Consider the following 21,487-nt stretch of genomic DNA (forward strand, 5'->3'; position numbering starts at 1 on the left):
TCATAATCGTTTTAACGTACTTCGAATATCGTTCAAATGCTCAGTGAACGTTGTCAATATCTCTTGGTTTGAGTTCCTTATCGCAAGCAGGTACTCGTTCGCGGTGCGCATCCTCGCGTTGATTTCCTTCACTACGTTCGAGTCAGGTGAAGTAACGCCTCCTAACGCCTGGATAGATTCCAGTATTCGCACTCTCACGTCGTTTCCTTGCTCCAATGCCATCTGCTGCGCCATTGCTATACCAAGGTATGTCTCAAACTGGTCGTATGTCGCTGCCTCTGCCATATTCATCGTCGCTGTCTGGTCTGCATGGTCGCCAAGTCCAAGCATTGTAAGTATCTCCTTCGATTGCTCCGACATTGCGTCACGGGTCTCTGATATGGCGGCTCCAAGGTTCTTCAGTAGCGTCGCTCGCTCCTCATCGGTAAGACCCTCGTTCTTCATTATCGACGCATACTTGGCCTTCCATTCCTCAAGCTTCTCGTCAAATTGGCCGTTAAGCACAAAGGTATCGATAAACTGCCGGGCCAGGGTCTCTGAAATAGACTTGCTGAAATCTTCCGCACTCGCTTCCATATCCATCAATGATGACAGAAACGTGTCGCGCATACCGTCGAATGTCGTATCTTCTTCCATCAGCTCTGTCAGTCCTATAGCGTCCATAATCCCGTTGGCTTCCGAGGCAAGACTGTCACGCATCTCTTCCATCGCCTTCCGCAGTTCTTCTAAGCGTCTTAGTCTTTCTTCCTCGCCTAAGGTCTCGTCTTCCATTATCTTGCGGTAGGCTTCATTCCAATCCTCTGCCCACTTGCTGAACTTCTCGCCGAGCACGTTCTTCTTTATCAGTTCCTCCGCCATCGTCTTTGCTATCGCCTTGCTCCATTCTTTAGCGTCTTTGTCCAACGATGTAAGAGTGTCCAAAAATTTGCCCTCAAGATCTCCGAAGGGAGATTCCCAATCATCAGCCTTAGCATACCCCATCGAGTCCATTATCCGCTGAGCCTCTTCCGACAGGTTCGCCCGCATCCCGTTCAGTTCTTCCCTCAGGGCAATCAGTCCGGCAGATTTCTCAGCGTCTGTCAGGGTCTCATTCTCTATAAGTGCTGCAAAGCGTCCCTTCCATTCCTCAAGCCAAGTGTCAAAGGCCTCGCCAAGCAGACTCTGTTCCACTAACTGCTCTACCATCACGCGGGTTATCTCCCTCGACCATTCCTCAGCGTCGCTCTCCATATCTGTCAGTGTGTCGAGGAAACTGCTATGGAGATCATCAAATGCCGACGCGGCTTCACTCACGTCTTCTGCCATCAGGTCTGAGAATCCGGTCATCTCCATTATCTCCGATGCTCCCGCCTTCAGACTCTCCCTCATAGCGTCAAGTTCCGCCTTCAATGCGTTCACTACTGTCATATCACCGGCTTCCACTGCTGCCTTATACCGGCTTCGCCAGTCATCAAGCCATTTCCCGAAATCCTCACCTAATACAAGCTGCTTCACAAGGTCTTCCGTCATTGTCCTCACTATCTCTTTCGACCAGTCCTCCGCATCGTCCGTCATGCTTGTCAGTGTTGAGAGAAACGAGTCCTCAAGACTGCTGAAATAGTCATTCGTATCGTCCGTAGGGTCATAACCCACTATGTCGAATATCTCGTCGCGTTTCGCAGTCCCCTTTTCCACAAGACTATTCCACCTGTCTCTGAATCCCTGTATGTCTGACTCTGTCAGCTGACTTCCTTCGTCTTCTCTCGTCTTCATGAGCGCGGCCCAGTCTTCATAGAACTTCTTCAGATCCTCGTCCATTATGTTGCCGATGGCGGCGTTAAGCATAGCCTTTGCCATCATCTCCGAAAAGTCATTCGAGAAGTCTTCTGCCGAGTGTTCCATGTCCATCAGCGATGACAGGAAATTGCTGTGTAGGCTCTCAAACGTCGTTTGGGTCAGGTTCTCATTTATCGAGGCTTCCAGCTCTGCCAACTCTCCGGCAAGGTCAGCGTAATTCTCCCAATACTCTGACTTGTCATACTTGCCCGCTCCTACAATCGCATCCCAGACATCATAGAGATTGTCTCTTATGTCAGCTATCTGTTCTGGAGTCAGCTTGTACATGTCCGCAAGGCTTCCAACTTTAAACATCGTCGCCGTACTGCCGTATTTGTCCCTGTTCTTAGCCAGCAGGGCGTTTATTTTATCATAATTCGCAGCGTCAAATTCACGGCTCCAATAGTAGGCATTACTGTGATGGGCTGAATGATAACCCATCTGAGCCTCCAGTTTTGCCGCCTCGTTTTGAATCTTTTCAAGTTCCAGCTTCCTCGCCTCGTTATACGACTCAACTGCACTGCCACCTGCTTGTTTGTCTATCGACTCTTTTAGCTTGTCTATGCTCTGGGCAAGACGTTCGTTCATCTTGGTCAGCTCTTCTGTCTTCTCTGCCACCTCCTTTTCGTTCCCGTTCGTCAGCCAGCTGCTTATGCCGTCCGATGACAACAGTCCAAAGCTCAACACCGAACCTAACGCCCCTGTCACCGTATCTATGATATTTCCTAATCCCGATATTAGCGATTCTCCTATCTGTTCTATAAACTTTCCGCTCAGGATATTCTTCAATATTCCGTTAACCGCTCCCAACACGGTGTCTATCAGACTCGATATAAGCGTGCCAATGCCATCCTTCAGTATGTCCAGTATCTGCAACACCGCAGCCACTATCTGACCTATCAGACCTGCCTTGCTCAGACCTTCCGACAGGCTGTCCGTTACCACATCACCCACTTCGCCCAGACTCTCCGTAGCTCCCTCAACGCCGTCGCTTATCTCTTTCCCGGATTCTGCAAGCCCCTTCGCTGCCTTGTCCGCTTCCGACAGGGCTTTCAGTCCGTCAATACCGCCTTTCAACTGCTCAAAGGCTCCCCAAAGCTCGCTCAATTGAGTAAGCCCCGAAGTACTGAGAAATGTACCAATCTCGCTCATCGGCTGAATCACGGCCTTGGCGGTCTTCTGCAATTTGGATCCTGATGTCGTGACTGCCGAAGTAGCGTCACTATAAGCCGAGCCGGCATCTGTAATTATATTGGTTATCTCATTGACTCTCGTCTGCGCTGCCTTTATGGCTTCCTCGTTACCTGTGTTCTTTGCAATGTCGAGATCATTGTTTGCTTCTTCAAGCTTCGGAGTGTATTTCAGCAGTATGTCATTATATGCCTCCTCTGCCTCCTTTTGTTTAGCTAGAGACTGCTGATACTCTACAATGTCATTCGCGAGACTATGGAAATCCACGTCAGAGGTTCCAATCTGACCTCTTATCTTTTCCATGGCATCAACAATCACCTTCTGTTGGTCGGCTCCAAGGGTCTTGAACTTGTCTGTGCCTGAGAAGTCTTTCAACTGCTTAAGCAGTGGTTCAAGTTGCGACTTTACCACAAGCCCCAAATTATCAAACACCGTGTACCAGTCTATCTTGGCTGCAATGGCATTTGCTTCCACGGCAGACTGAGCCGCTGCCTCTTCTTTCCTCAGCTTCTCTGTTTTCCATGTCTTCGTCTCCTCACTGTCCGAGGATGATTGCACGTTGGCAATTTTCTTCGAGTATTCGCGGGCAATGGCAAGTTTCTGTTCCTGAAATGTGCCATACATCTGCAAATATGACAGCATTGCCTCTTCCTCGCTGTCTGCCTGCTCCGATAACAATTTGCGTGTCTCCTGCTGAATAGCTTTCTTACGTTCTTCATATTGCTTTATTTCGGCATCGGTGTATTCAGTATTTACCGTAGAGGAATCAAATTCCTTGCCCTCATTTGCCGAGTCTGCCTCAAACAAAGCTCGGGCATTGTCTATCTTCTTTTGTTTGAGGTCTTCATATTGCCGTTCAAGTTCCTCTGCCTTCCGCTTGCTGTCAAGGCGTATTTGCCGCAGGCTCTTATCCGCGCCTTCTGCCATAGTGTCTATCTCCGCCTGTTCCGCGTCCAGCAAAGCATCAATGCCGTTTCTTTTCGCCTCCAGTTCCTGCTTACGTATGGTTTCTTGAAGTTTCTTGCGCTCATTGATGCTTTTCTTCAGCTCAGTCAGTTCCTTGCGTGCTTCTGCTGTATCCTTTCGGCTCTGTTTGCCATCAGGATCACCGCCGAGGTCCTCATATATCTTCTTCTTCGTCTTCAAATCCTCCTGAGCGTCCTCCCAGTCCTTCTCAGTGTATTTCGAACGATTCTTCTTTATCTCATCTATTTTCTTGCTGGCACTCTTGTAGGCATTCTCTGCTTCCTTATATGCCTGACCGAGTGTCTTAACCTTTGTCGTAGTCTTCTCGGCATGCTTTTCCTCCGTCTGAAACAGTTCGTCTGCCTCCTTGACTGCTTCATTCAGCTCCTTCTCGTTGTTCCTGAGCGAAGTGAAATACGCTGCCGTCTTGCCATAAGTGGCATCACCCCTCAATAATCCACGGATGCTCATTTCCGTTTCTTTGCTGATAGTGCCTGTCTCACGCAGTTCCTTCTGTATCTTCTTCAATGCCTTCGACGTTTCCTTCTCTCCAATCTTATCCTTAAGCACACCACGCAGTTTACCCATCGAAGAGGAATAGTTCTCGCCATAGTTCTTGTTCGCCTCGCTTAGTGCCGCCTCCCTGCCTCGTGCCAATGCAGCTTCACGTGCCGCCTTTGCCACTGCCTTGTATGCTCCTTCAACATCAGCAAGTGTTGCTATCTCCTTGCCAAGTCCGCTCAGATAACCTCCATACTGATCGAGAATCTTCTGTTTCACATCACGATACTCATTCGTACCTTTCTCTGCCTTCTTCAGTTTCTCAAACAAGGTGTCTATCTGCTTCTGCTCAGCTGCCATCTCCGCTTGTGTATCACTGAAGGTAGCGTTCATCTGTTTCTGAGCTTCAGTAGCTTCACCGGCTCTGTTCCTGAATATCACAAGCGCAGACGCAATGCTCAACACCGCAGTCGCTGCTGCCACGTATGGATTCGCAAGCATGGTCTTGTTCAATAGCTGCTGAGCCGCCGCCAACGAGCGCAGCAGCCTTATCTTCAATGTATATTTTCCGTTCAGCAGGTCTGTCACCACGGAAACGCCCACCACAGCCGTCTTATAGCCTCCGTATGTAGCCACCAACGTCATCAACACCTTGCCTACTGTCTCATAGTTCTTCGCCAAACTCGTGCCAATCTCAATCGCACCCTTCATCACGCTCTCAGTGTTGGCTCCTATCTCGCTTAGCGCATCATTCACCGCTCCTTCCAGGTTACTGTAAGCTCCGGCAAGCGTCTTCGACTGCTCTTCAAGCATTCCGTAATACTTGCCGCCCTCGCTCGTCGCGTCAATGAATGCCTTTCTCACCATCTCCGCGCTTATCGCTCCTGCCGACATCTCGTCTTTCAGCTTCCCGATGCTCTTGCCCGTTGTCTGAGCCATCTGGTCAAGTGGGTTGAACCCCGCGTTCACCATCTGCATCAGGTCTTGACCCATCAGCTTGCCTGTCGCGCTCATCTGCGAGAACGCCAATGACAGCGACTTGAATTTCTCCGAGTCGCCCATGCTCACGTCACCTATAGCCTTCAGGTTTTCCATTATCTCATTCAGAGGCACGCCAAACCCAAGCATCTGCTTTGCCGAGTCTGCCAACTCGTTCATCTGCATCGGGGTCTTCACCGCATACTCCCTTATACTGTCAGTCAGAGCCTGTGCGTCCTGCTTGTTGCCCAACAGCACCCTGAACGAGGTTTCAAGGCTCTCCATCTCCTTGCGTGCCGCAAACACGTCACTCACAAATTCCTTCGCGGCCGTCACCGTGAAAAAGCCCATTGCTGCCCTCTTGATGTTATCGAATCCGGCTGCTCCCTCATTGCCTGCGTCTCTCAGTTTCCCGCCAAGCCTCTCCGTTGCGGCCGTTGTCTTCTCGATGGCGTCCGTCGCTTCCTCTGCGCCTTTCGCCTCCTCGCGAGACGCAGTCTTCCCTGCCTTGCCGTTCTTCTCCATCGCCGACGTGTTACGCTCTATCGAGGCCGACAGTTTTTCCATCGTCCCCAACAAGCCTTCCATCCTCTTGCTGTAGTCATCCGTCGAAAGCCCTGTCTTCTTCACCTCGGCAGAAGCCTTCTCCATCTGTTCCACCACGCGCTTAGACCCGGCACTGAATCCGCTGTCGTCAAGCCTTATCGGTATAGTCACTTCTTCCATCTTTCTTTCCTTTAATCATTTCTTCCAGTTTACGCATCGCCTCCGGGTCATCCCCGTCAAGCAGTTTCCCGCCTGCCGACTCTGGCACGCTTTCCATTTCCTCATTGCTCAGGTATATCGTGCTCAGTCTGTCTGCCAACACTAACTGAAGGTAGTCATAACTTTGCTCAAAAACGATTTCCTCGTCCCTGTAGCCCATTTCCTTCAACTGGCAGATAAAAGTGCCTATCAGCGTCTTGCCGCCAAAGGTCAGCGTGTTCCTCTCGCTCTTCTTCTTCACCTTAATAACTTCCGCCATGTGCTCACGCTCTTCGTCTATTCCGTAGTGCTTCATTATCATGTCCATATTCTCGCGGGTCATGACTATCATCAGCAGCGCGGCAAGGTGTTCCGTTTTCAGACTGCCCATAATCCTCCGTCTCGTCTTCATTCCCGAACCGTTATACAGGTCCTTCCTCGTGTTCGGAGTTGCGTGTATCGCCAATATTTGGGCACAGATATCCTTCTTAGTTTCCACAAGCCTCAGACATTCAACATGCGGTTCCAACTGCATCATACGCATGTCTATCTCCAACGCTTCCATATAACTTTTCAAAACTAAGGTTTTAGCAAGGGTCAAAGGATATAGGTAAAGCGACTTCCGCCCTACCTTGAATTCGTGCGGACGCTGAATTATTATATCCGCGAATTCTTTCTCAATGTTTTTCGTTTCTTCCATAGTGGAGAGGCGGGAGTCGAACCCTTTCCTACGCTTTATTTCCTGTCACCGGACAACCTCCCCATTTAAGAGGTGCAGCCTTCCACCGCACCTCACCTACAGCTCTCGTGGTCACACCAACGGCACCGTACCGATGCTGATGTCAGCAAGGTTGCCGTCCTCGTCTGTCTGACCCTTAGTCTTCCATTTATAGACGGCTACGGCTCCGTCTGTGCTGTCGTACTTCACAGAGATGTGCTGACTCACACCGGTAAGTTTCACCGTACGTGCACCTTTACGCGACGGCTTCACCTCCACGTCACCAGCATCCTCAATAAATCCGGGCTTTACTTCCTCCGAACCTATTCTGCGCTCGATAGTAAGCACATACTTGTCAGGATCCTTGTAGCGGCCTTCTGCCTCGCCACCTTCAATCGTGGCCTCAGTCTCCTGACCCTCTTCTACACTCAGGCTGGTTGTGCCTTCCTTGATGTCGTTATAGGTTGTCTCACCCATTACGACCGTGCACTGCTTCCAGCCCATCACCTTTTTTGTCTTTGTTTCTGCCATTGTTCTAATCTTATTAAAATGTTATTCAAATACTTGTAGCCCCCGTGCCTGGCGATTCATCGCCGGGTCCTTCTTCCCTTCCTCGCCTTATAAATGACTAACGCCACCCCAAGCCCAACAATCAATAATAGTAATATGTCATTTAGCCCTGGCGTTCTCTCCTGCGAGGTCTTTTCTTCGGTCTTTTCCGTTTCACGCACGCTCCCCTTTTGGAGTGTGTCCCGAGCCAGGTGCTCCACACGGGTCATTCTACCCGCCACACTGTCTGTAGTCGCGTTCGCAATCAGATTGTCTCCCGATTTCTTCAACGACAGGCGTGTCCGTCCCTGCTTGCTCGAATACTCGGCGCCCTCGGGAAGGCTCAGTATCGCCTTCATCGGTATTGTCAGACCTACACTGTCCCCCGTTATGGGAAGAATCAGTGTCTCCACTGTCACGGATTCTCGGCTTACCCATTGCAGGCTGTCGCCTCTGATGGTCGTCCGTTCCTCTGTATGATGACTCCGGCAGCTCGCTGCGGATAGGGCAATCATACCAATAACGGCATGTATTAGCACGCTGCACAGCTCGCTCCAGCCTAATGATAGCTTTATAAAGTTTCTCATTCTCTTCACGCATTTCTGTCAGACTCTGGCTCACGTCCGAATACATCTCCTTATATGTGTCATGCACTTCCTTCGCCGTTCGCGTACGACGCAAGTCGCGGCTCAACAGCCATGCTATAGCTGCTCCTATACCGCCTGGCACTGCCCACTGTAAATAATGAAGTATTGTCTCAAACATGTTCCTTATCTAACTTTATTACTCAAACATTTTTCACCCGTCTCTCCACTACACCCTCAGCCCCAAAAGAGCCACCGTTCCAGGCAGTTTCGCTGCCTGCCTTTCTTCACATTATTCGTGTCTCTTTCAGCCACTTCTTCACGTCGAAGCTCGGGCATGCCTTAGCCGCAAGTTCGTTATGACCTACTACTTCAGCACCGGGATGCTGCCTTAGGAAGTTCTTCACATACTTCTTCAGGGCTTCCTTCTGAGCCACAGTACGTGTGTCCTTGGCTGTCTGGCCGTCAACTGCCAAACCACCTACATATACCACGTGGCGGCTTGTGCCGTTATAGCCGGCGGCTCCATTCGTCACCTCCCAAGGGTCAACGTTTTCGTCCTCGTTGTATGGTACAAGGTTCTCCACGCCTCCGTTGAGATGTATCAGGTCTGAATAGCCTACCTGCTTCCAACCGCGACCGCCCTTCGATTTCGGGTCGGTGTGCCAGTGCCGGATCTCGGCACTGGTCACCTCACGACCTTCTCGCGTGGCTGTGCAATGGATTACGAGTCTCTTCAACTTGCCCATGGTCATTCAACAGCTGCTTTTGCCGTGGTCAGCGTAAGTTCTGCCTTCTTCGACGGGTCACTGTCAAGGGCCAAGGTCAGAGTGCCTGTACGGTCGGCTCCGTTTGCGTTGCCGCTTGCGGTCACGGTTATCTTGTTGTTATAGTCAAGTACCGCGTAACCCTCAGGCACACTGCCCACAATGTGGTAGTCACCGCTCGCGGTCACAACCGCACTCTTCACGCCGCCATCAGCTTCGAACTCAAGTGCAGCAGGCTCAACCTTGATCGTCTTCGACTTCACGCCGAACTTCGGATCTGAACGGGTGTCCAGCACTATCACTTCCTCGCCGAAGGCAATGTTGGTGTCAACCTGCATCTTCATCTTCAGGAAGTAAAGCTCGCCTGCGTTCGTCAGCTTGTCTATCTGGATCACGTTCTCGTCATCAGGCAGGTTCACACCGGCAAAGAGGTTGCCTGTCTCGTCTGGAGCACACAGGGTTGCTACAATCACTCCGCTTGGCCAGCCTGCAAGGGTCTCAATCTTCACGCCCTTGAAACTCTTGCGGTTCAGCATCGTCTCGTCGCTGTTCTTGTCCTCACGCTCGGTCAGCTCCTTGTCGTAGGCTTCCCAGTCTGCCATGCTCATCAGGTAACGCAGGTTCTCGTTCTCCTTGATGGTCTCGGGGATGGCTTCCTTCACCGCATACAGCTTGTCGATCATCGACACGGCTTCTGTGCTCACGCGGATCACGTCATCGTCATGCTCCATGCGGTACAAGATTCCGTTGAACAGCTCGTCATCGGTGTTGCCATATACGCCGTTGATGTAGTGGTAGCCCAACTCAAACTTCACCTGCTTCGACAGGGCGTTCAGCAGTTCGCTCTGCACCTGAGGCGGAAGCTCAGTGAACACAAGGTCGCCGGTTGGTTGGAATGGACGCCAGATGTTGTACAGCAGGTTGGGATTGAACGTGGTGAATGCCATGAACTCCTCAGGCTCCAACACGTGCTCCGAATAGTTGAAGTGACCTTTTGAGTCCTTCCAGTCGGGCATCTCCTTCACTTTCTGAAGCATCTTGCCTGTCTTCAAGCGAGGGATGCTCAGCTTCTTCGTCACGTTGGGTATCACGCAGATCAGTCCCTTATCGACTATCTGGCAACCCAGTACGGCAAGGGTGAACAAGCGTTCAAGTACCTCGCCATTGTAGTTGGTGTTTTTAATTACTAATGCCATTTCTCTATAATTTAATATGTATCGTATTTCTTCTCAGCCCCCGTGCCTGCGGATTCATCCGCAGGTCAGCAAGCCCTATCGGTTACGGCCTTCGTCGTATTTAGCTTGTATCTGAGCCTTTCGCTCGTCCCAGCAGCTCTTCACTCCAGTGCCCGCATTGATGTCTTCCATCACGCGCTTCGTGGCCTTCAGTTCGCTCAAAGCCTTCTTGCCTGCATCGAAGTCTGATTCAAGCAACGCGGCAAACGCCGGACGCGTCTGTGCCGTTATCTTGCCACACTTCTCTGCCTCGTTCAGGAGGTTCTCCTTCTCTGCCTTGACGGCTGCTTCCTTCTCAGCCTTGTAGGCGTCGTTCTCGCTCTTCAGACGGCTATTCTCTAATGCAAGCGCTTCTGCACCGCTCGCCGTCTGTGTCAGCTGCGCTACTATCTGAAGCGCGGCCTCCTCCGAAGCGCAGTCCTTGAACTTCGGGGTCTTTTTCAGTTCTTCTAATAATGCCATTTTGTTTTCGTTTTGTGGCTCAATCATGAGCCGGTTATTGAATGTATTGTATATCTCCTCTGGGGTCATCTTCTCCGACAGCAATGTCTCGGACGATACACTCAGGTTTTCCTCAACATCATAGATTCCGTCTATAAAGCCTTGCGCTAACGCTTCCTCTGCGCTCAGCCAGTGGTCTCTGCCATCAAAGTATTGGCTCCTTATCTCATCCTCGCTCTTCCCAAGCCGTTCCGCATACATCTTGCACAGAGTGCCTTCAAGCACCTCAAGCTCCTTGATGCAGTCTTGCATGTCTTCCTTCGTCCCCCAGCAGCCGCCTCTCACCGTGTGGATCATCAGCCTCGCATAACGGCTCATCTCCACAGGCTTGCCACACAATGCTATCGCGCTCGCCATGCTTGCCGCTATTCCGTCTATATATATGTGTATGTCGGCCTTGCTCTGGCGCAGAGCGTTGAATATCGCTATGCCGGGATATACCTCTCCGCCCACGCTGTTAATCCTCACGTCTATACGGCCGTACTGCTTCTCGGCTTCAAGAAGGTTGCGCATCACGTCGCCGCAACTCACCTCGCCGCCTATCTCGCCGTACAAAAGGAGGCAGCAGCTGCCGTTACCTGGAATGATATTGAAGAATTTTTTCATCGCTTTTTCTGAATTTTGCTGCAAAGTAAATACTTTTTTTCCTTCCTTCCAAATCACGGTTTTATCATGAAACGTTATACAACTATAAAGCTATCATATACTTACATCTAAAACTCCTGATTTGCAAAACTCCTTTTTTTTCACCAACTTTGCACCAAAATTTTCAATAGCAATGGCAGATTTGACTAATCAACAGAAAAGGGATTGGGCAAAGACCCTTTACCTTAAGGAGAACCTTACGCAGCAGGAAATTGCCGACCGCGTAGGGGTCTCACGCGTATCCGTCTCCAACTGGATCCGACAGAACAAGTGGGAGGAGCAGCGCACTGCTCTCACTCTTACTCGCGAGGAACAGGTGCGCTCGCTCTATCGCCAGGTCGGAGAGATTAACAAGACAATAGAGGCAAGACCTGAAGGTGAACGCTTCGCTAACTCAGCCGAGGCTGACATCATCGGTAAACTTTCCAAGGCCATCAAGCAAATGGAAACTGAGGTGGGAATCGCCGAAGTCGTTTCCGTACTCACCAAGTTCATAGAGTTCCTTAGGCCGCAAGACCATCAGAAGGCTAAGGAAGTCGTGTCTTGGGCTGATGCTTTCATTAAATCTATATTGTAGCATGAAACAGATTGATAAAAACGCTCTCGCTAATTGGGAAAAATACAAGGAAAACGTTTATCGTTCAACTCCTGTTGACCAGAATATGTCTCATGCCGAACGTGAGAAGCATCGCGCCTGGCTTGAGGCTCATCCCGTCGAATGGATTAAGTTCTTTTTCCCTGGATATGCAAAATACGAGTTCGCCGACTTCCAGAAAAGGGCTATACGACGAATCCTCGCCAACGACGAATGGTTTGAGGTGCTCTCATGGTCGCGTGAGCTGGCTAAATCCACAGTCACTATGTTCATCGTCTCTTACCTCGCCCTCACTGGCAAGAAGCGAAATATCATTCTCACTTCTAACAGCAAGGACAATGCCGTCCGTCTTCTCGCGCCTTATCGAGCCAACTTCGAGGCTAATGGACGAATCATCGCTTATTATGGCAAGCAGCAGTCCATCGGTGCGTGGACAGAGGAGGAGTTCATCACCAAGTCGGGTGTCGCTTTCCGGGCCATCGGTGCCGGACAGTCACCGCGTGGTTCACGTAACGAGTCCATTCGTCCTGACGTACTACTCGTAGATGACTTCGACACTGACGAGGATTGCAAGAACCCCGACATCATACAGAAACGGTGGGAATGGTGGGAACAGGCGCTTTATCCCACTCGGTCAACTTCTGAACCTACACTCATCATCTTCTGCGGAAACATCATCGCCAAGGACTGCTGCGTAACTCGTGCAGGGGAGATTGCTGACCATTGGGACATCGTCAACATTCGCGACAAGCATGGTAAGAGCACATGGCCAGAGAAAAACTCCGAGGAGCACATCGACCGCACACTCTCCAAAATATCCACAATGTCACAACAGCATGAGTATTTCAACAATCCCATCAGTCAGGGCGAAATCTTCAAGGACGTGGTATATGCCAAGGTGCCGCCGCTTTCCAAGTTCAAGGCACTCGTCATCTATGGAGACCCCGCGCCTGGCGAGTCTAAGGGAAAGAAGGGAACGTCTTTCAAGGCGGTCATGCTACTCGGAAAACTCAACGACAAGCTCTATGTCATCAAGGCTCGACTCGCTCACGCGCTCAACGCTGAGTTCATCGACTGGTACGTCGAACTCCTTCAGTTCGTCGCCAACAAATCTAATGTCTATTGCTGGATGGAGAACAACAAACTTCAAGACCCTTTCTTCCAGCAGGTCTTCAAGCCGCTCGTACAAAAGGTCAGGAAGGACAAGGGCATCGACCTCTACATCCGAGGCGATGAGGAGAAGAAGACGGAAAAGGCCACTCGCATCGAGGCAAATCTTGAACCAATCAACCGTGCGGGCAATCTCATCCTCAACATCGACGAGAAGGACAACCCGCACATGAAGGAACTCGAAGACCAGTTCAAGCTCTTCACTCTTAACCTCAAATATCCTGCCGACGGTCCCGACGCTGTCGAGGGTGGACTGAGAAAGCTCAACTCCCTCATCTCAGCCCTCGAACCGCCCGTCAAAATCAATGCATCACAACTTCGTTCTAAAAATAAGTACAGACTATGACAAACTTCATATCTATAGCTGACTACGATGCCAGCATACATCGGGAAATTCTCGACAGCCTCGTGCGTGAGGACATTTCTATCATCGACATCTGCGAGGACAGGGCCATTGCCGAAATGCGCTCTTACCTCGCCAAGCGATACGACTGCGACGCCATCTTCTCTCAGGCAGGTGACAACCGTCATCCCCTCGTCCTCATGATGGCTCTCGACATAGCCATCTATCACATCTTCTCCATTCACAACCCCGTCAAGCTATCCCAACTCCGAAAGGATCGCTACGAGAGGGCAACCGAATGGCTTAAGGCGGTCGCTAAGGGCGACATCTCCATCGAGGGAGCACCGCCCGCACCTTCTGATATTCTGGTATCAAACCAACCAATGAGAATTGTTTCAAATCCAAAAAGACATAATCACTTCTAAGATATGGCACGCAAAAAGAAAAACAACAGAATTTCCGTCGGAGGTCTCAGACCTATGCCGGGACAAACCAAGCCGAACACCATCATTCTTTCGGCTCCTAAACGCTTCGGCATCGACATCTCGTCGTTCATCAGCGCCGTCAATGCGGCTGACAACATAGATTTCTACCGTCGTACTCGTCTCTATGACCTCTACGACGACATAATGATTGACACTCATCTCACCTCCGTTATAGAGCGCCGGCGCAATGCCGTCAACGGCACTCACATCTCTTTCCAGCGCGACGGCATTCCCGACGAGACCATCAACGAGCAGCTGCGCTCGCCATGGTTCGGCCGACTCGTGGGCGACATCATCGATGCCAAGTTCTACGGCTTCTCGCTCATGCAGTTCTATCGCGACGAGCACGGGTGGGTCAACTACGACCTCATACCTCGAAAGCATGTTGACCCCGTACGTCGTGCCATCATGCGCTTCCAGGACAACATCTCAGGCACTCCCTGGGACGAATATCCCAACCTCCTCTTCGTAGGACAGCCGCGAGACCTCGGTATGCTCGTCAAGGCAGCTCCGTGGGTCATCTACAAGCGCAACGATGTCGCCGACTGGGCACAGTTCGCTGAAATCTTTGGTATGCCCATAGAGGACTATACCTACGACAATGGCGACGACGAGGCGCGTGAACGTACCATTCAGGACGCCAAGGAGGCGGGTGCGCTCAAAAAGTATATTCACGCAAAGGACGTCGAACTCAAACTGCTCGAATCCGGAAACAAGACTGGTTCAAGCGACCTCTACGACAAACTTTGCGAACGCTGCAACAAGGAAATGTCCAAGCTCTTCCTCGGCAACACCCTAACCACCGAAGCTCAGTCAACTGGCTCTGAGGCTCTCGGCAACGTCCACAAAAAGGAAGAGGATCAAATCCTCAAAGCCGACCAGAAGTATGTCCTCAACGTACTCAACTACGACATGACCGACATCTTCACCGCCATGGGCATTGACACCTCTGGCGGCGAATTCGTCTTCCCCGAACCCAAGTCCATCGACCTCACTGCCAAGGCAAACATCCTCGTACAGCTTAACTCCAACTGGCGTCTCCCCATCTCCGACGACTATCTCTACGACACCTTCGGAATCGAAAAACCAGAAAACTACGACCAGCTCAAAGCCCAGATCGAGGAATCCCACCTCCTCACCCAAGTCCTAAACTCCAACCTCCAATTCCCCCAATCCGACGAGACCCCATCCACCTCCCCTACACCCCCTACAAAACCTACACCCTCCTCATCCGCCAAGCCACCGTTCCCGACAGTTTCGCTGTCGGGCAAATCCCCCATCTCCTCCTTCCTCCGCCGTTTTTTCGCATTAGCCCCTCTACACCGAGGGGCAGCTTTAGAATGGTAGTCAACTCCCTCTACTACAATTCCCCTCAGCCCTTCAAGGCCGAGCAAACCACCATCTCCATCTCCGATGAAGTACTCACCGCCGCCCTCCAATCCATCTACTCCCAAAATCCCAACCCAACCACCCCCACAATAGAACCCCACCTCTTCGCCGCCATCTCCAAAACCCTCCTCTCCGCCCTAAAAGAGCCACAGTTCCCGGCAGTTTCGCTGCTGGGCATTGACCCCATCCTCCCCGCCCTCCGTCATTCCATCGATGTCTTCGCCGCCTTCAAGGTCCACCGTGCCCAATCCGACATGGCAGCCCGCCTCCTTGATTCCAACGGCAATCTAAAGCCGTTCGAACAGTGGAAAGCAGAAGTCCTCCCTATAGCCTCCCACCAGTGCGGCACTTGGCTCGAAACAGAATACAACACCGCAGTCCTCCGTGCCCGTCAAACCGCCCAATGGCAGCAGTTCCTCGCCGAGAAGGACGTCCTCCCCAACCTCAAATGGCTTCCCTCCACATCTCCCACCCCCGGAGCCGACCACCGTCTCTACTGGAACACCATCCTCCCCATCGACCACCCCTTCTGGGACCAGCACCGCCCCGGCGACCGTTGGAACTGCAAGTGTTCCCTCACTTCCACCGACGAGTCCCCCACGCCCGTCCCCTCCGAAGAAGAGCCACCGTTCCCGACGGTTTCGCCGTCGGGCAACAATCCCCATCCCGGTCTCGCCGGCAACCCCGCCAAAACCCGCGCCATCTTCTCCCAAGACCACCCCTATTTCCCCAAGGACTGCAACCACTGCGCCTTCTACAAGCCCAACGTCAAGTCCCGACTCCGCTCCCTCTTCAAGGCGCAAACAAAAGACTGCTACAACTGTCCATACATCGATGGATGTATTGATAGGGTAACAAAGACTCGCAAAGAAAAAAAACACTTCAAGAACCAAGCTATTTTAGAGGAAGCCATTAAGTGGGCTGATACACATCTAAAAGAATATATTTTGGATAATAATAAAAAAGCATATAGATTATATTTACATGACAAAGAAGGCAATACAGTAGTAATTAATAAAGATTATATAAACGAAACTTATTCAAAGAATAAAAGAAATAGAAAATTGGCAAAGACAATGAGTTTAGCGACAATGGTAGAAGAATGGATGCCATTAGCAAAAATCGTAAGAACAGAGGATGGAATACATCACTCGTGCAACTTTCTTGTCTTTGAGGCGACATACCTTGATGTTACAATAGAAGCGAAAGCAAGAGACCATGGGGCATATAGCATTCTACATACTATGAGAATAAAAAAGTTGGAAAATCCCCCCGAACGCACGGCTAACGCCGCCGATATGAGTGGACTAACCAACTTCTCGTCGCAAAATTAGCAATATTTCCACAATCCCCAAACAAAATCCTCAAAAATATTATGAACATTAACGATTTTAAACGAAAAATACAAGAAAAGCAGGCTCAAATAACAAAAGCCATACACCATTCTCTCCCAATCAAGATTGGAAGAAAAGCCGCCGACCACTTTCAGGACAACTTCCGAAAAGGCGGTTACGTCAACAACGGTCTCATGCCCTGGCCACAAACTCAACGCCAAAAGGCGGGAGGCGACCATGCCTATTCCCAATATGGTCCTCTCCTCTCTGCCCGCAACTATCTCTTCGGCTCCATACGCTACGTCCCAGGCGACGCAACCGTAACCGTAGGCACTTCCGTACCCTACGCTGCCGTTCACAACCAGGGAGCAACCGTCACCACTCATCCAACCGTCACACCCAAAATGCGAAAGTTCGCATGGCGACAGTTCTTCTCTGCCAAGGAAAAGAAGGGAGACCAATCCCCCGAAGCCTCCAAGTGGAAAGCACTCGCCCTCACTAAGAAGCAAAAACTCGATGTCACGGCCCGCATCCCGCAGCGTCAGTTCATCGGACCGTCCGCTGAACTCAAACAAAACATTCAGAATACAGTAGAAAACGAAATCAGAAACATTTTAAATTCATAAAACAATGGAACAGTTCTTACTATCACTGCTTAGGCACATCGCCTACAACTTCCCGCAACTCTCACTCGTAGCAGAAGACTGCGGACAACTCGAAACCCAGGAAGACAACTATCCTGTCACTTTCCCATGCGTACTCGTCGGAAACACAGACATCAGCTGGACCGACCTCGACGAGCAAGGCTCATCACAACGAGGAACCGCCACCATCACCGTACGCCTCGCCATCGACTGCTACGACGATGTCCACATCGGCTCCACACAAGAATCCTCCATCGCCAACCGCTACCGCCTCGCCACCGATCTCCACAACTCCCTCCAATCCCTCGAATTCGACAACCTCCCCAACATCTACCCCCTCACCCGCCAGCGCTCCCGAGACTACACCCTTCCCGGCAACATCAAAATCTACGAATCCCTCTACACCTTCCTAATCTCCGATTAAAAGCCACCGTTCCCGGCAGTTTTGCTGCCGGGCATCACTTCCCCTCCTCTTCATCCCGAAACAGCTCCAGCTGCTTCGCCGTCAGCCTCGGCATCCTCACCCGTGGAACAGGCTTCAGAGCAATATCTTTCAATTCTCCCACCTTCTTCCTTATTATCGCCATAATCCTCCCTTCGCTGATAAAAAACTCCTGTTCCGAAAGCAAACGCAGAGCATCGTCGAAGCGTAATCTCTGCTTCTCCGTCAACTCATAGTAACGACGGCACAATGCCTCGTCACGCAACCTAATCAATTCGCTGTTCCGTCCTTTGCCCATATTGATAAAAAAACACTGCAAAGATAATCAATAATCATAAAAAAACAAAAGAATGACCGCACTTTTTTATCAGTACAGCCATTCTCGTTTACTCTGTCAACACTTTCTTCCTACAATCGGCAGAAACTCGGCTCAAGCCGTCTCCAAACACCATCCTTGTCTCTCTTCGAGAAATAATAGTTCAAAGCCGTACCCTGAACAACGTTGCTCTCCTTGAACAACTGCATTATCTCACCATACTCACTGTCAAACTTGCTTTCAAGCTCATACAACTTGCTGATGCTCTTGTAGTCCAGCTTGCCCTGCTTGTTGCGTTCCAACAGCGTCATCGCCAACTGGTAAATCGGGTCATCAGCACCCTTCTCGCTCGCCTGCATGTACTTCTTGAGGTACTCCAACAGCCGCTCCGCTGCCATATCAGCACGCTCGTCAAACGTCTTTACCTTGTTGCTCCTTATCTCAAGCTTCAGGTCACCGTGGACAATAGTGTAGCTCGTCTGGTCGCCAAACCGCGTCATGCCATACTCTGACATCACCTTCTTGAACGACTCGCTCTCGCCGTCAAGCCACTTCTTAAATCCTACAACTTCCGACTCTATCAGCTCAACCTTACCGAACACGTCATTCATAAACGCGTTCCTCAGAGTCTCGTAAGCCTCCTTACGGTCTTCACGCTGCTTCTTGTCCTCACTCTGCAACTGCTCCAACAGCTGCCTTCTCTCTTCAGGACTTAACCCTGCCAAATCAATTTTTGCCATAAAAAATTATTTTAAAAAGATAATAAAAAAGTTCTTCATTCTCTCCTCCTCAGCCACCGTTCCCTGCGGTTTTGCCGCAGGGTCCATCACCCTGCTCTCTCCTCCTTCTTCGAGTTTATCGCCCTCATCTTCTTAGTCAGCCTCTTTAGCTCCTCGCAGTCCAGTTCCCTGAACTCCTTACCCGCTATCCGAGGCTGCCGACAAAACTCATTCACCTTCCCCCAGTCAGCCGTATCAACACCATACAACTGCATCTGATGCAAAGCCATCGAACGGCACTTCTTCTTCTCCCTGATCAGAGCGGCGCGTTTCAACGCCTCGCCCACCGGCTCTCTGTTAGGAACCATCCTCTCCATCGAGTCGCAGCAGCTGTAATACTCGCTCTCAGTCATCTCGCGCAGATGCACCGTCCGGCCAAATGTGAACTGTTTCACTATCTGCTCCTTCAGCTCTTCCCTGTCGCCACTGTAAGGCATTCGGTTCAATGCTGAATAAAACCTTGCATAGTTTTCCATTCTCATCTCTCCTGTATTGTCCGCACGCCACTCTCATAATACACCGTCAGACCGCAGCTGCTCGCCACGTCAAGCTCCAACTTGCACCCCTTCGACTGCTCCCAGCCGTCCATCATGCAGATAGCGTCACATTCAAGCAGCATCTTCATGTCCGCCTTCATGTGTACACGCCAGTCCTCACTCTGGTCAACGCCATTGTCAAACGGGTTCACCGGCTCATAACCACAGAACCTGCAATAAGCAGCACATAGCGCAAAAGCAACCTTACGATCCTCCAAGTCATGGTGCGCTATCGCACCGCTAATGTAAATCTTCTCTTTCTTCATAATTCTTAATTCTTAATTTATAATTCTTAATTCTTCACTCTTCATTCATCATTCTTCATTTAGCAATGTTCACCTTCTCCGCAACCCTCAGCCACTTGATCATCCTCGCTGCATAAACCGGGTCAGTCAGTTCCACAACCCTGCAACCAGGAGTCTTCGCCTTACGTAGCCTAATGTCACACTCAGCCTTCTCCATCCAGTCCTCCACCACCAGCGGAAGGCTCATATTCCTTATCAATATCTGATACTTTTCCATCTTTATAATATGTTTTAAAAATCAATCTTAAAGCCACCGTTCCCCGCAGTTTTGCTGCGGAGTCATCCCCTCTCATTCCTTCAAAGCATATTTCTTCGCCCCCTCCTCCCATATCACAAACGGAACCCCGGGAACATCCATAAACCTACTCTTGCAAGTCGCCTTAAACCCCTCAACATATATCTTCACGTCCGCATCATACTCCACCTTCTTCGCGGCCCTTCCCTCAGGCCTCGTCCCCTCAGCATGGCTGATGAATATAAGCAGCTTCCCGGGATGAGCCTCCTTCAGCTTCTTATAACCAGCATAGTTCAGACCGCTATACTGAAAAGAATCCACTATCACGATTCCCGCGCTCTTCTTACGCTTCAGCCGCTCGCTAAGGTCTTCCATCGACTCCCTGTCCAATATCTGAAACCTACGGCTCACCTCTGCCATGCCATGCCTCTGCAACGACTTCTGTACGCTCAGTCCAGTGCTCTCCTCCAGACTGTCATAAATAACCTTATCAAACTGGCAAAGGTACTTAGCCAACTGCATCACAAAGCTTGACTTCCCATTACCGCTGTTCCCCCAGATAATCCAAGTCCCGCTTGCAGCAGGCTTACCCATGCTCGCCTCCCATGCTCCGCCAAACTCCAGCACCTTCCGCTTCATCTGAAGCACCTCAATAGGACTATAAGCCCTCTTCATCTTCTCTGCCATATCCATCCTCCCCTCATCTACATTCAGCCACCGTTCCCTGCAGTTTTGCTGCAGGGCCACCGTCCTCAGCCCCCGTGCTTGCGCTGTCAGGCGCAAGAGCGTCCCCCACAGCTCTCCTCAGCTTCTCAATCTCCGTATATACCCTCCTCAGACCGCCGCCGCTGCCGTTCACTATCTTCATCACGTCACTGCCCTGAGGAGCGTTCACCTTAGCCACTATCGCCGCCTGAGCCTTCAGGAACTTTACACGCTCCTTACCGTCCTCTGGCGTCACCCGGCTGAAGCCACCTCCAAATCTGCTCAGCATCTCCGCATAACCAACCTTCATCCCCTCGACGTTCCTGTCTATCTTCGCCTTCAGACCGTCGGCTCCCATCATATACCAGCCGCAGCACCTCTCAGTAGCGTTCCACAGAGCCTTCAGCTCCAAAAAAGCCTCATACTGCAAGTCTCCAGCCTCGTCCAACACCACCAAAGGCATGTCCAGCGTCTTCATGTAAGCCACCAAGTCCTCATACACGTCATAGTAGCTACCCATGCTCGTCACGCCAAACTCCTTCGCTATCTTCCTCACCATCTTACGCTTCGTCTTCACCTGACTGCAGTCCACGTATATCGCGTTCTTGTGCGTCTTCACATACTGACGGGCTGTAAATGTCTTCCCTATGTTCGGTATGTCGCACAATATCGCGCTCACACCACTCTCCTGGCACATCCTCAACTGAGCTGTGACGAAGTTGTACGTCGGGGTCTTAGCCGCCTTCCATTCCATCTCCCTTCTCAGCTCAACGCCAAGACGCCGCGCCATGCCTACCCAGCCGGCATCGCTCACCTGTCGCTCCCAAGCTCCTTTCTTCACTGCATTATACACCGATGCCGATATGCCCAAGGCAACAGCATGTTTGTTGTCACTCGGATAGTTCTCTCTGTCCGACGTAATCGCCGCTACTATCCGCTCCTTAATCTCTTTTGTTATTTCCATTGCAATACCATTAAAACGTTATTATAATCATTATCAAATCACTCTTAATTC

Annotated in this window: 21 protein-coding genes; 7 read left to right on the forward strand and 14 right to left on the reverse strand. The window is 50.8% G+C overall.

Features of this window, described 5'->3' with window-relative positions; all coding sequences use genetic code 11:
- The 7 genes from CIK98_RS12390 to CIK98_RS12420 form a co-directional block, all read right to left on the reverse strand.
- Positions 1 to 6,177, reverse strand: a complete 6,177-nt coding sequence (locus CIK98_RS12390) for a tape measure protein (RefSeq protein ID WP_094384675.1) — start codon at positions 6,175 to 6,177, stop codon at positions 1 to 3.
- The gene (locus CIK98_RS12395; protein WP_141210538.1) at positions 6,146 to 6,772 is read right to left on the reverse strand and encodes a hypothetical protein; all 627 of its coding nucleotides are present in this window, start codon (positions 6,770 to 6,772) and stop codon (positions 6,146 to 6,148) included. The genes CIK98_RS12390 and CIK98_RS12395 overlap by 32 nt, the downstream gene beginning before the upstream one ends.
- 234 nt (positions 6,773 to 7,006) lie before the next feature.
- Positions 7,007 to 7,444: a hypothetical protein gene (locus CIK98_RS12400; RefSeq protein WP_094384679.1), complete on the reverse strand. Its 438-nt coding sequence runs from the start codon at positions 7,442 to 7,444 to the stop codon at positions 7,007 to 7,009.
- A gap of 249 nt (positions 7,445 to 7,693) precedes the next feature.
- Positions 7,694 to 8,227, reverse strand: coding sequence for a hypothetical protein (locus CIK98_RS17735; protein WP_141210539.1), 534 nt, complete (start codon positions 8,225 to 8,227; stop codon positions 7,694 to 7,696).
- Positions 8,228 to 8,333: 106 nt separating this feature from the next.
- Entirely contained in the window at positions 8,334 to 8,795 is a 462-nt protein-coding gene (locus CIK98_RS12410) for an N-acetylmuramoyl-L-alanine amidase (protein WP_094384912.1), read from the reverse strand.
- Between the two features lie 2 nt (positions 8,796 to 8,797).
- Positions 8,798 to 10,009, reverse strand: coding sequence for a BACON domain-containing protein (locus tag CIK98_RS12415; protein ID WP_094384683.1), 1,212 nt, complete (start codon positions 10,007 to 10,009; stop codon positions 8,798 to 8,800).
- Positions 10,010 to 10,084: 75 nt separating this feature from the next.
- Positions 10,085 to 11,155 carry a head maturation protease, ClpP-related gene (locus CIK98_RS12420; RefSeq protein ID WP_094384685.1) on the reverse strand — a complete coding sequence of 357 codons (1,071 nt, stop codon included), beginning with the start codon at positions 11,153 to 11,155 and terminating at the stop codon, positions 10,085 to 10,087.
- A gap of 172 nt (positions 11,156 to 11,327) precedes the next feature.
- On the opposite strand from CIK98_RS12420, the gene CIK98_RS12425 reads away from it, so the two are divergent.
- The 7 genes from CIK98_RS12425 to CIK98_RS12455 are packed head-to-tail and all read left to right on the forward strand — an operon-like array spanning position 11,328 to position 17,578.
- Positions 11,328 to 11,771 (forward strand): phage terminase small subunit-related protein, encoded by a 444-nt coding sequence (locus CIK98_RS12425; RefSeq protein ID WP_094384687.1) that lies wholly within the window; start codon positions 11,328 to 11,330, stop codon positions 11,769 to 11,771.
- A 1-nt stretch (position 11,772) separates the two neighbouring features.
- Positions 11,773 to 13,305, forward strand: coding sequence for a hypothetical protein (locus CIK98_RS12430; RefSeq protein WP_094384689.1), 1,533 nt, complete (start codon positions 11,773 to 11,775; stop codon positions 13,303 to 13,305).
- The gene (locus CIK98_RS12435; RefSeq protein WP_094384691.1) at positions 13,302 to 13,727 is read left to right on the forward strand and encodes a phage protein Gp36 family protein; all 426 of its coding nucleotides are present in this window, start codon (positions 13,302 to 13,304) and stop codon (positions 13,725 to 13,727) included. The genes CIK98_RS12430 and CIK98_RS12435 overlap by 4 nt, the downstream gene beginning before the upstream one ends.
- A 3-nt stretch (positions 13,728 to 13,730) precedes the next feature.
- Positions 13,731 to 15,134, forward strand: a complete 1,404-nt coding sequence (locus CIK98_RS12440; protein WP_094384693.1) for a DUF935 family protein — start codon at positions 13,731 to 13,733, stop codon at positions 15,132 to 15,134.
- Positions 15,128 to 16,510, forward strand: a complete 1,383-nt coding sequence (locus CIK98_RS12445) for a phage minor head protein (RefSeq protein ID WP_094384694.1) — start codon at positions 15,128 to 15,130, stop codon at positions 16,508 to 16,510. The genes CIK98_RS12440 and CIK98_RS12445 overlap by 7 nt, the downstream gene beginning before the upstream one ends.
- Before the next feature lie 41 nt (positions 16,511 to 16,551).
- Positions 16,552 to 17,136: a phage virion morphogenesis protein gene (locus CIK98_RS12450; protein WP_094384696.1), complete on the forward strand. Its 585-nt coding sequence runs from the start codon at positions 16,552 to 16,554 to the stop codon at positions 17,134 to 17,136.
- 4 nt (positions 17,137 to 17,140) lie between these two features.
- Positions 17,141 to 17,578, forward strand: coding sequence for a hypothetical protein (locus CIK98_RS12455; protein ID WP_094384698.1), 438 nt, complete (start codon positions 17,141 to 17,143; stop codon positions 17,576 to 17,578).
- A gap of 34 nt (positions 17,579 to 17,612) precedes the next feature.
- Here CIK98_RS12455 and CIK98_RS12460 read toward each other — a convergent pair whose 3' ends face one another.
- The 7 genes from CIK98_RS12460 to CIK98_RS12490 all read right to left on the reverse strand — a co-directional run bounded on the left by CIK98_RS12460 (position 17,613) and on the right by CIK98_RS12490 (position 21,436).
- Positions 17,613 to 17,894 carry a transposase gene (locus tag CIK98_RS12460; RefSeq protein WP_094384700.1) on the reverse strand — a complete coding sequence of 94 codons (282 nt, stop codon included), beginning with the start codon at positions 17,892 to 17,894 and terminating at the stop codon, positions 17,613 to 17,615.
- Positions 17,895 to 18,004: 110 nt separating this feature from the next.
- On the reverse strand, positions 18,005 to 18,652 hold the full coding sequence (locus CIK98_RS12465) for a DUF3164 family protein (RefSeq protein WP_094384702.1): 648 nt from the start codon (positions 18,650 to 18,652) through the stop codon (positions 18,005 to 18,007).
- A gap of 86 nt (positions 18,653 to 18,738) precedes the next feature.
- Complete coding sequence (locus CIK98_RS12470) at positions 18,739 to 19,167, reverse strand: hypothetical protein (protein WP_253249726.1); 429 nt, start codon at positions 19,165 to 19,167, stop codon at positions 18,739 to 18,741.
- Positions 19,168 to 19,169: 2 nt separating this feature from the next.
- The gene (locus tag CIK98_RS12475; protein WP_094384705.1) at positions 19,170 to 19,493 is read right to left on the reverse strand and encodes a DUF4406 domain-containing protein; all 324 of its coding nucleotides are present in this window, start codon (positions 19,491 to 19,493) and stop codon (positions 19,170 to 19,172) included.
- Positions 19,494 to 19,548: 55 nt separating this feature from the next.
- On the reverse strand, positions 19,549 to 19,719 hold the full coding sequence (locus CIK98_RS18280; protein ID WP_172409939.1) for a hypothetical protein: 171 nt from the start codon (positions 19,717 to 19,719) through the stop codon (positions 19,549 to 19,551).
- Positions 19,720 to 19,821: 102 nt separating this feature from the next.
- Positions 19,822 to 20,442, reverse strand: a complete 621-nt coding sequence (locus CIK98_RS12485) for an ATP-binding protein (RefSeq protein ID WP_172409940.1) — start codon at positions 20,440 to 20,442, stop codon at positions 19,822 to 19,824.
- 25 nt (positions 20,443 to 20,467) lie between these two features.
- Positions 20,468 to 21,436, reverse strand: coding sequence for an AAA family ATPase (locus CIK98_RS12490; protein WP_094384709.1), 969 nt, complete (start codon positions 21,434 to 21,436; stop codon positions 20,468 to 20,470).
- Positions 21,437 to 21,487 lie beyond the last annotated feature (51 nt).

The organism is Prevotella sp. P2-180, from assembly GCF_002251435.1.
GTDB lineage: Bacteria > Bacteroidota > Bacteroidia > Bacteroidales > Bacteroidaceae > Prevotella.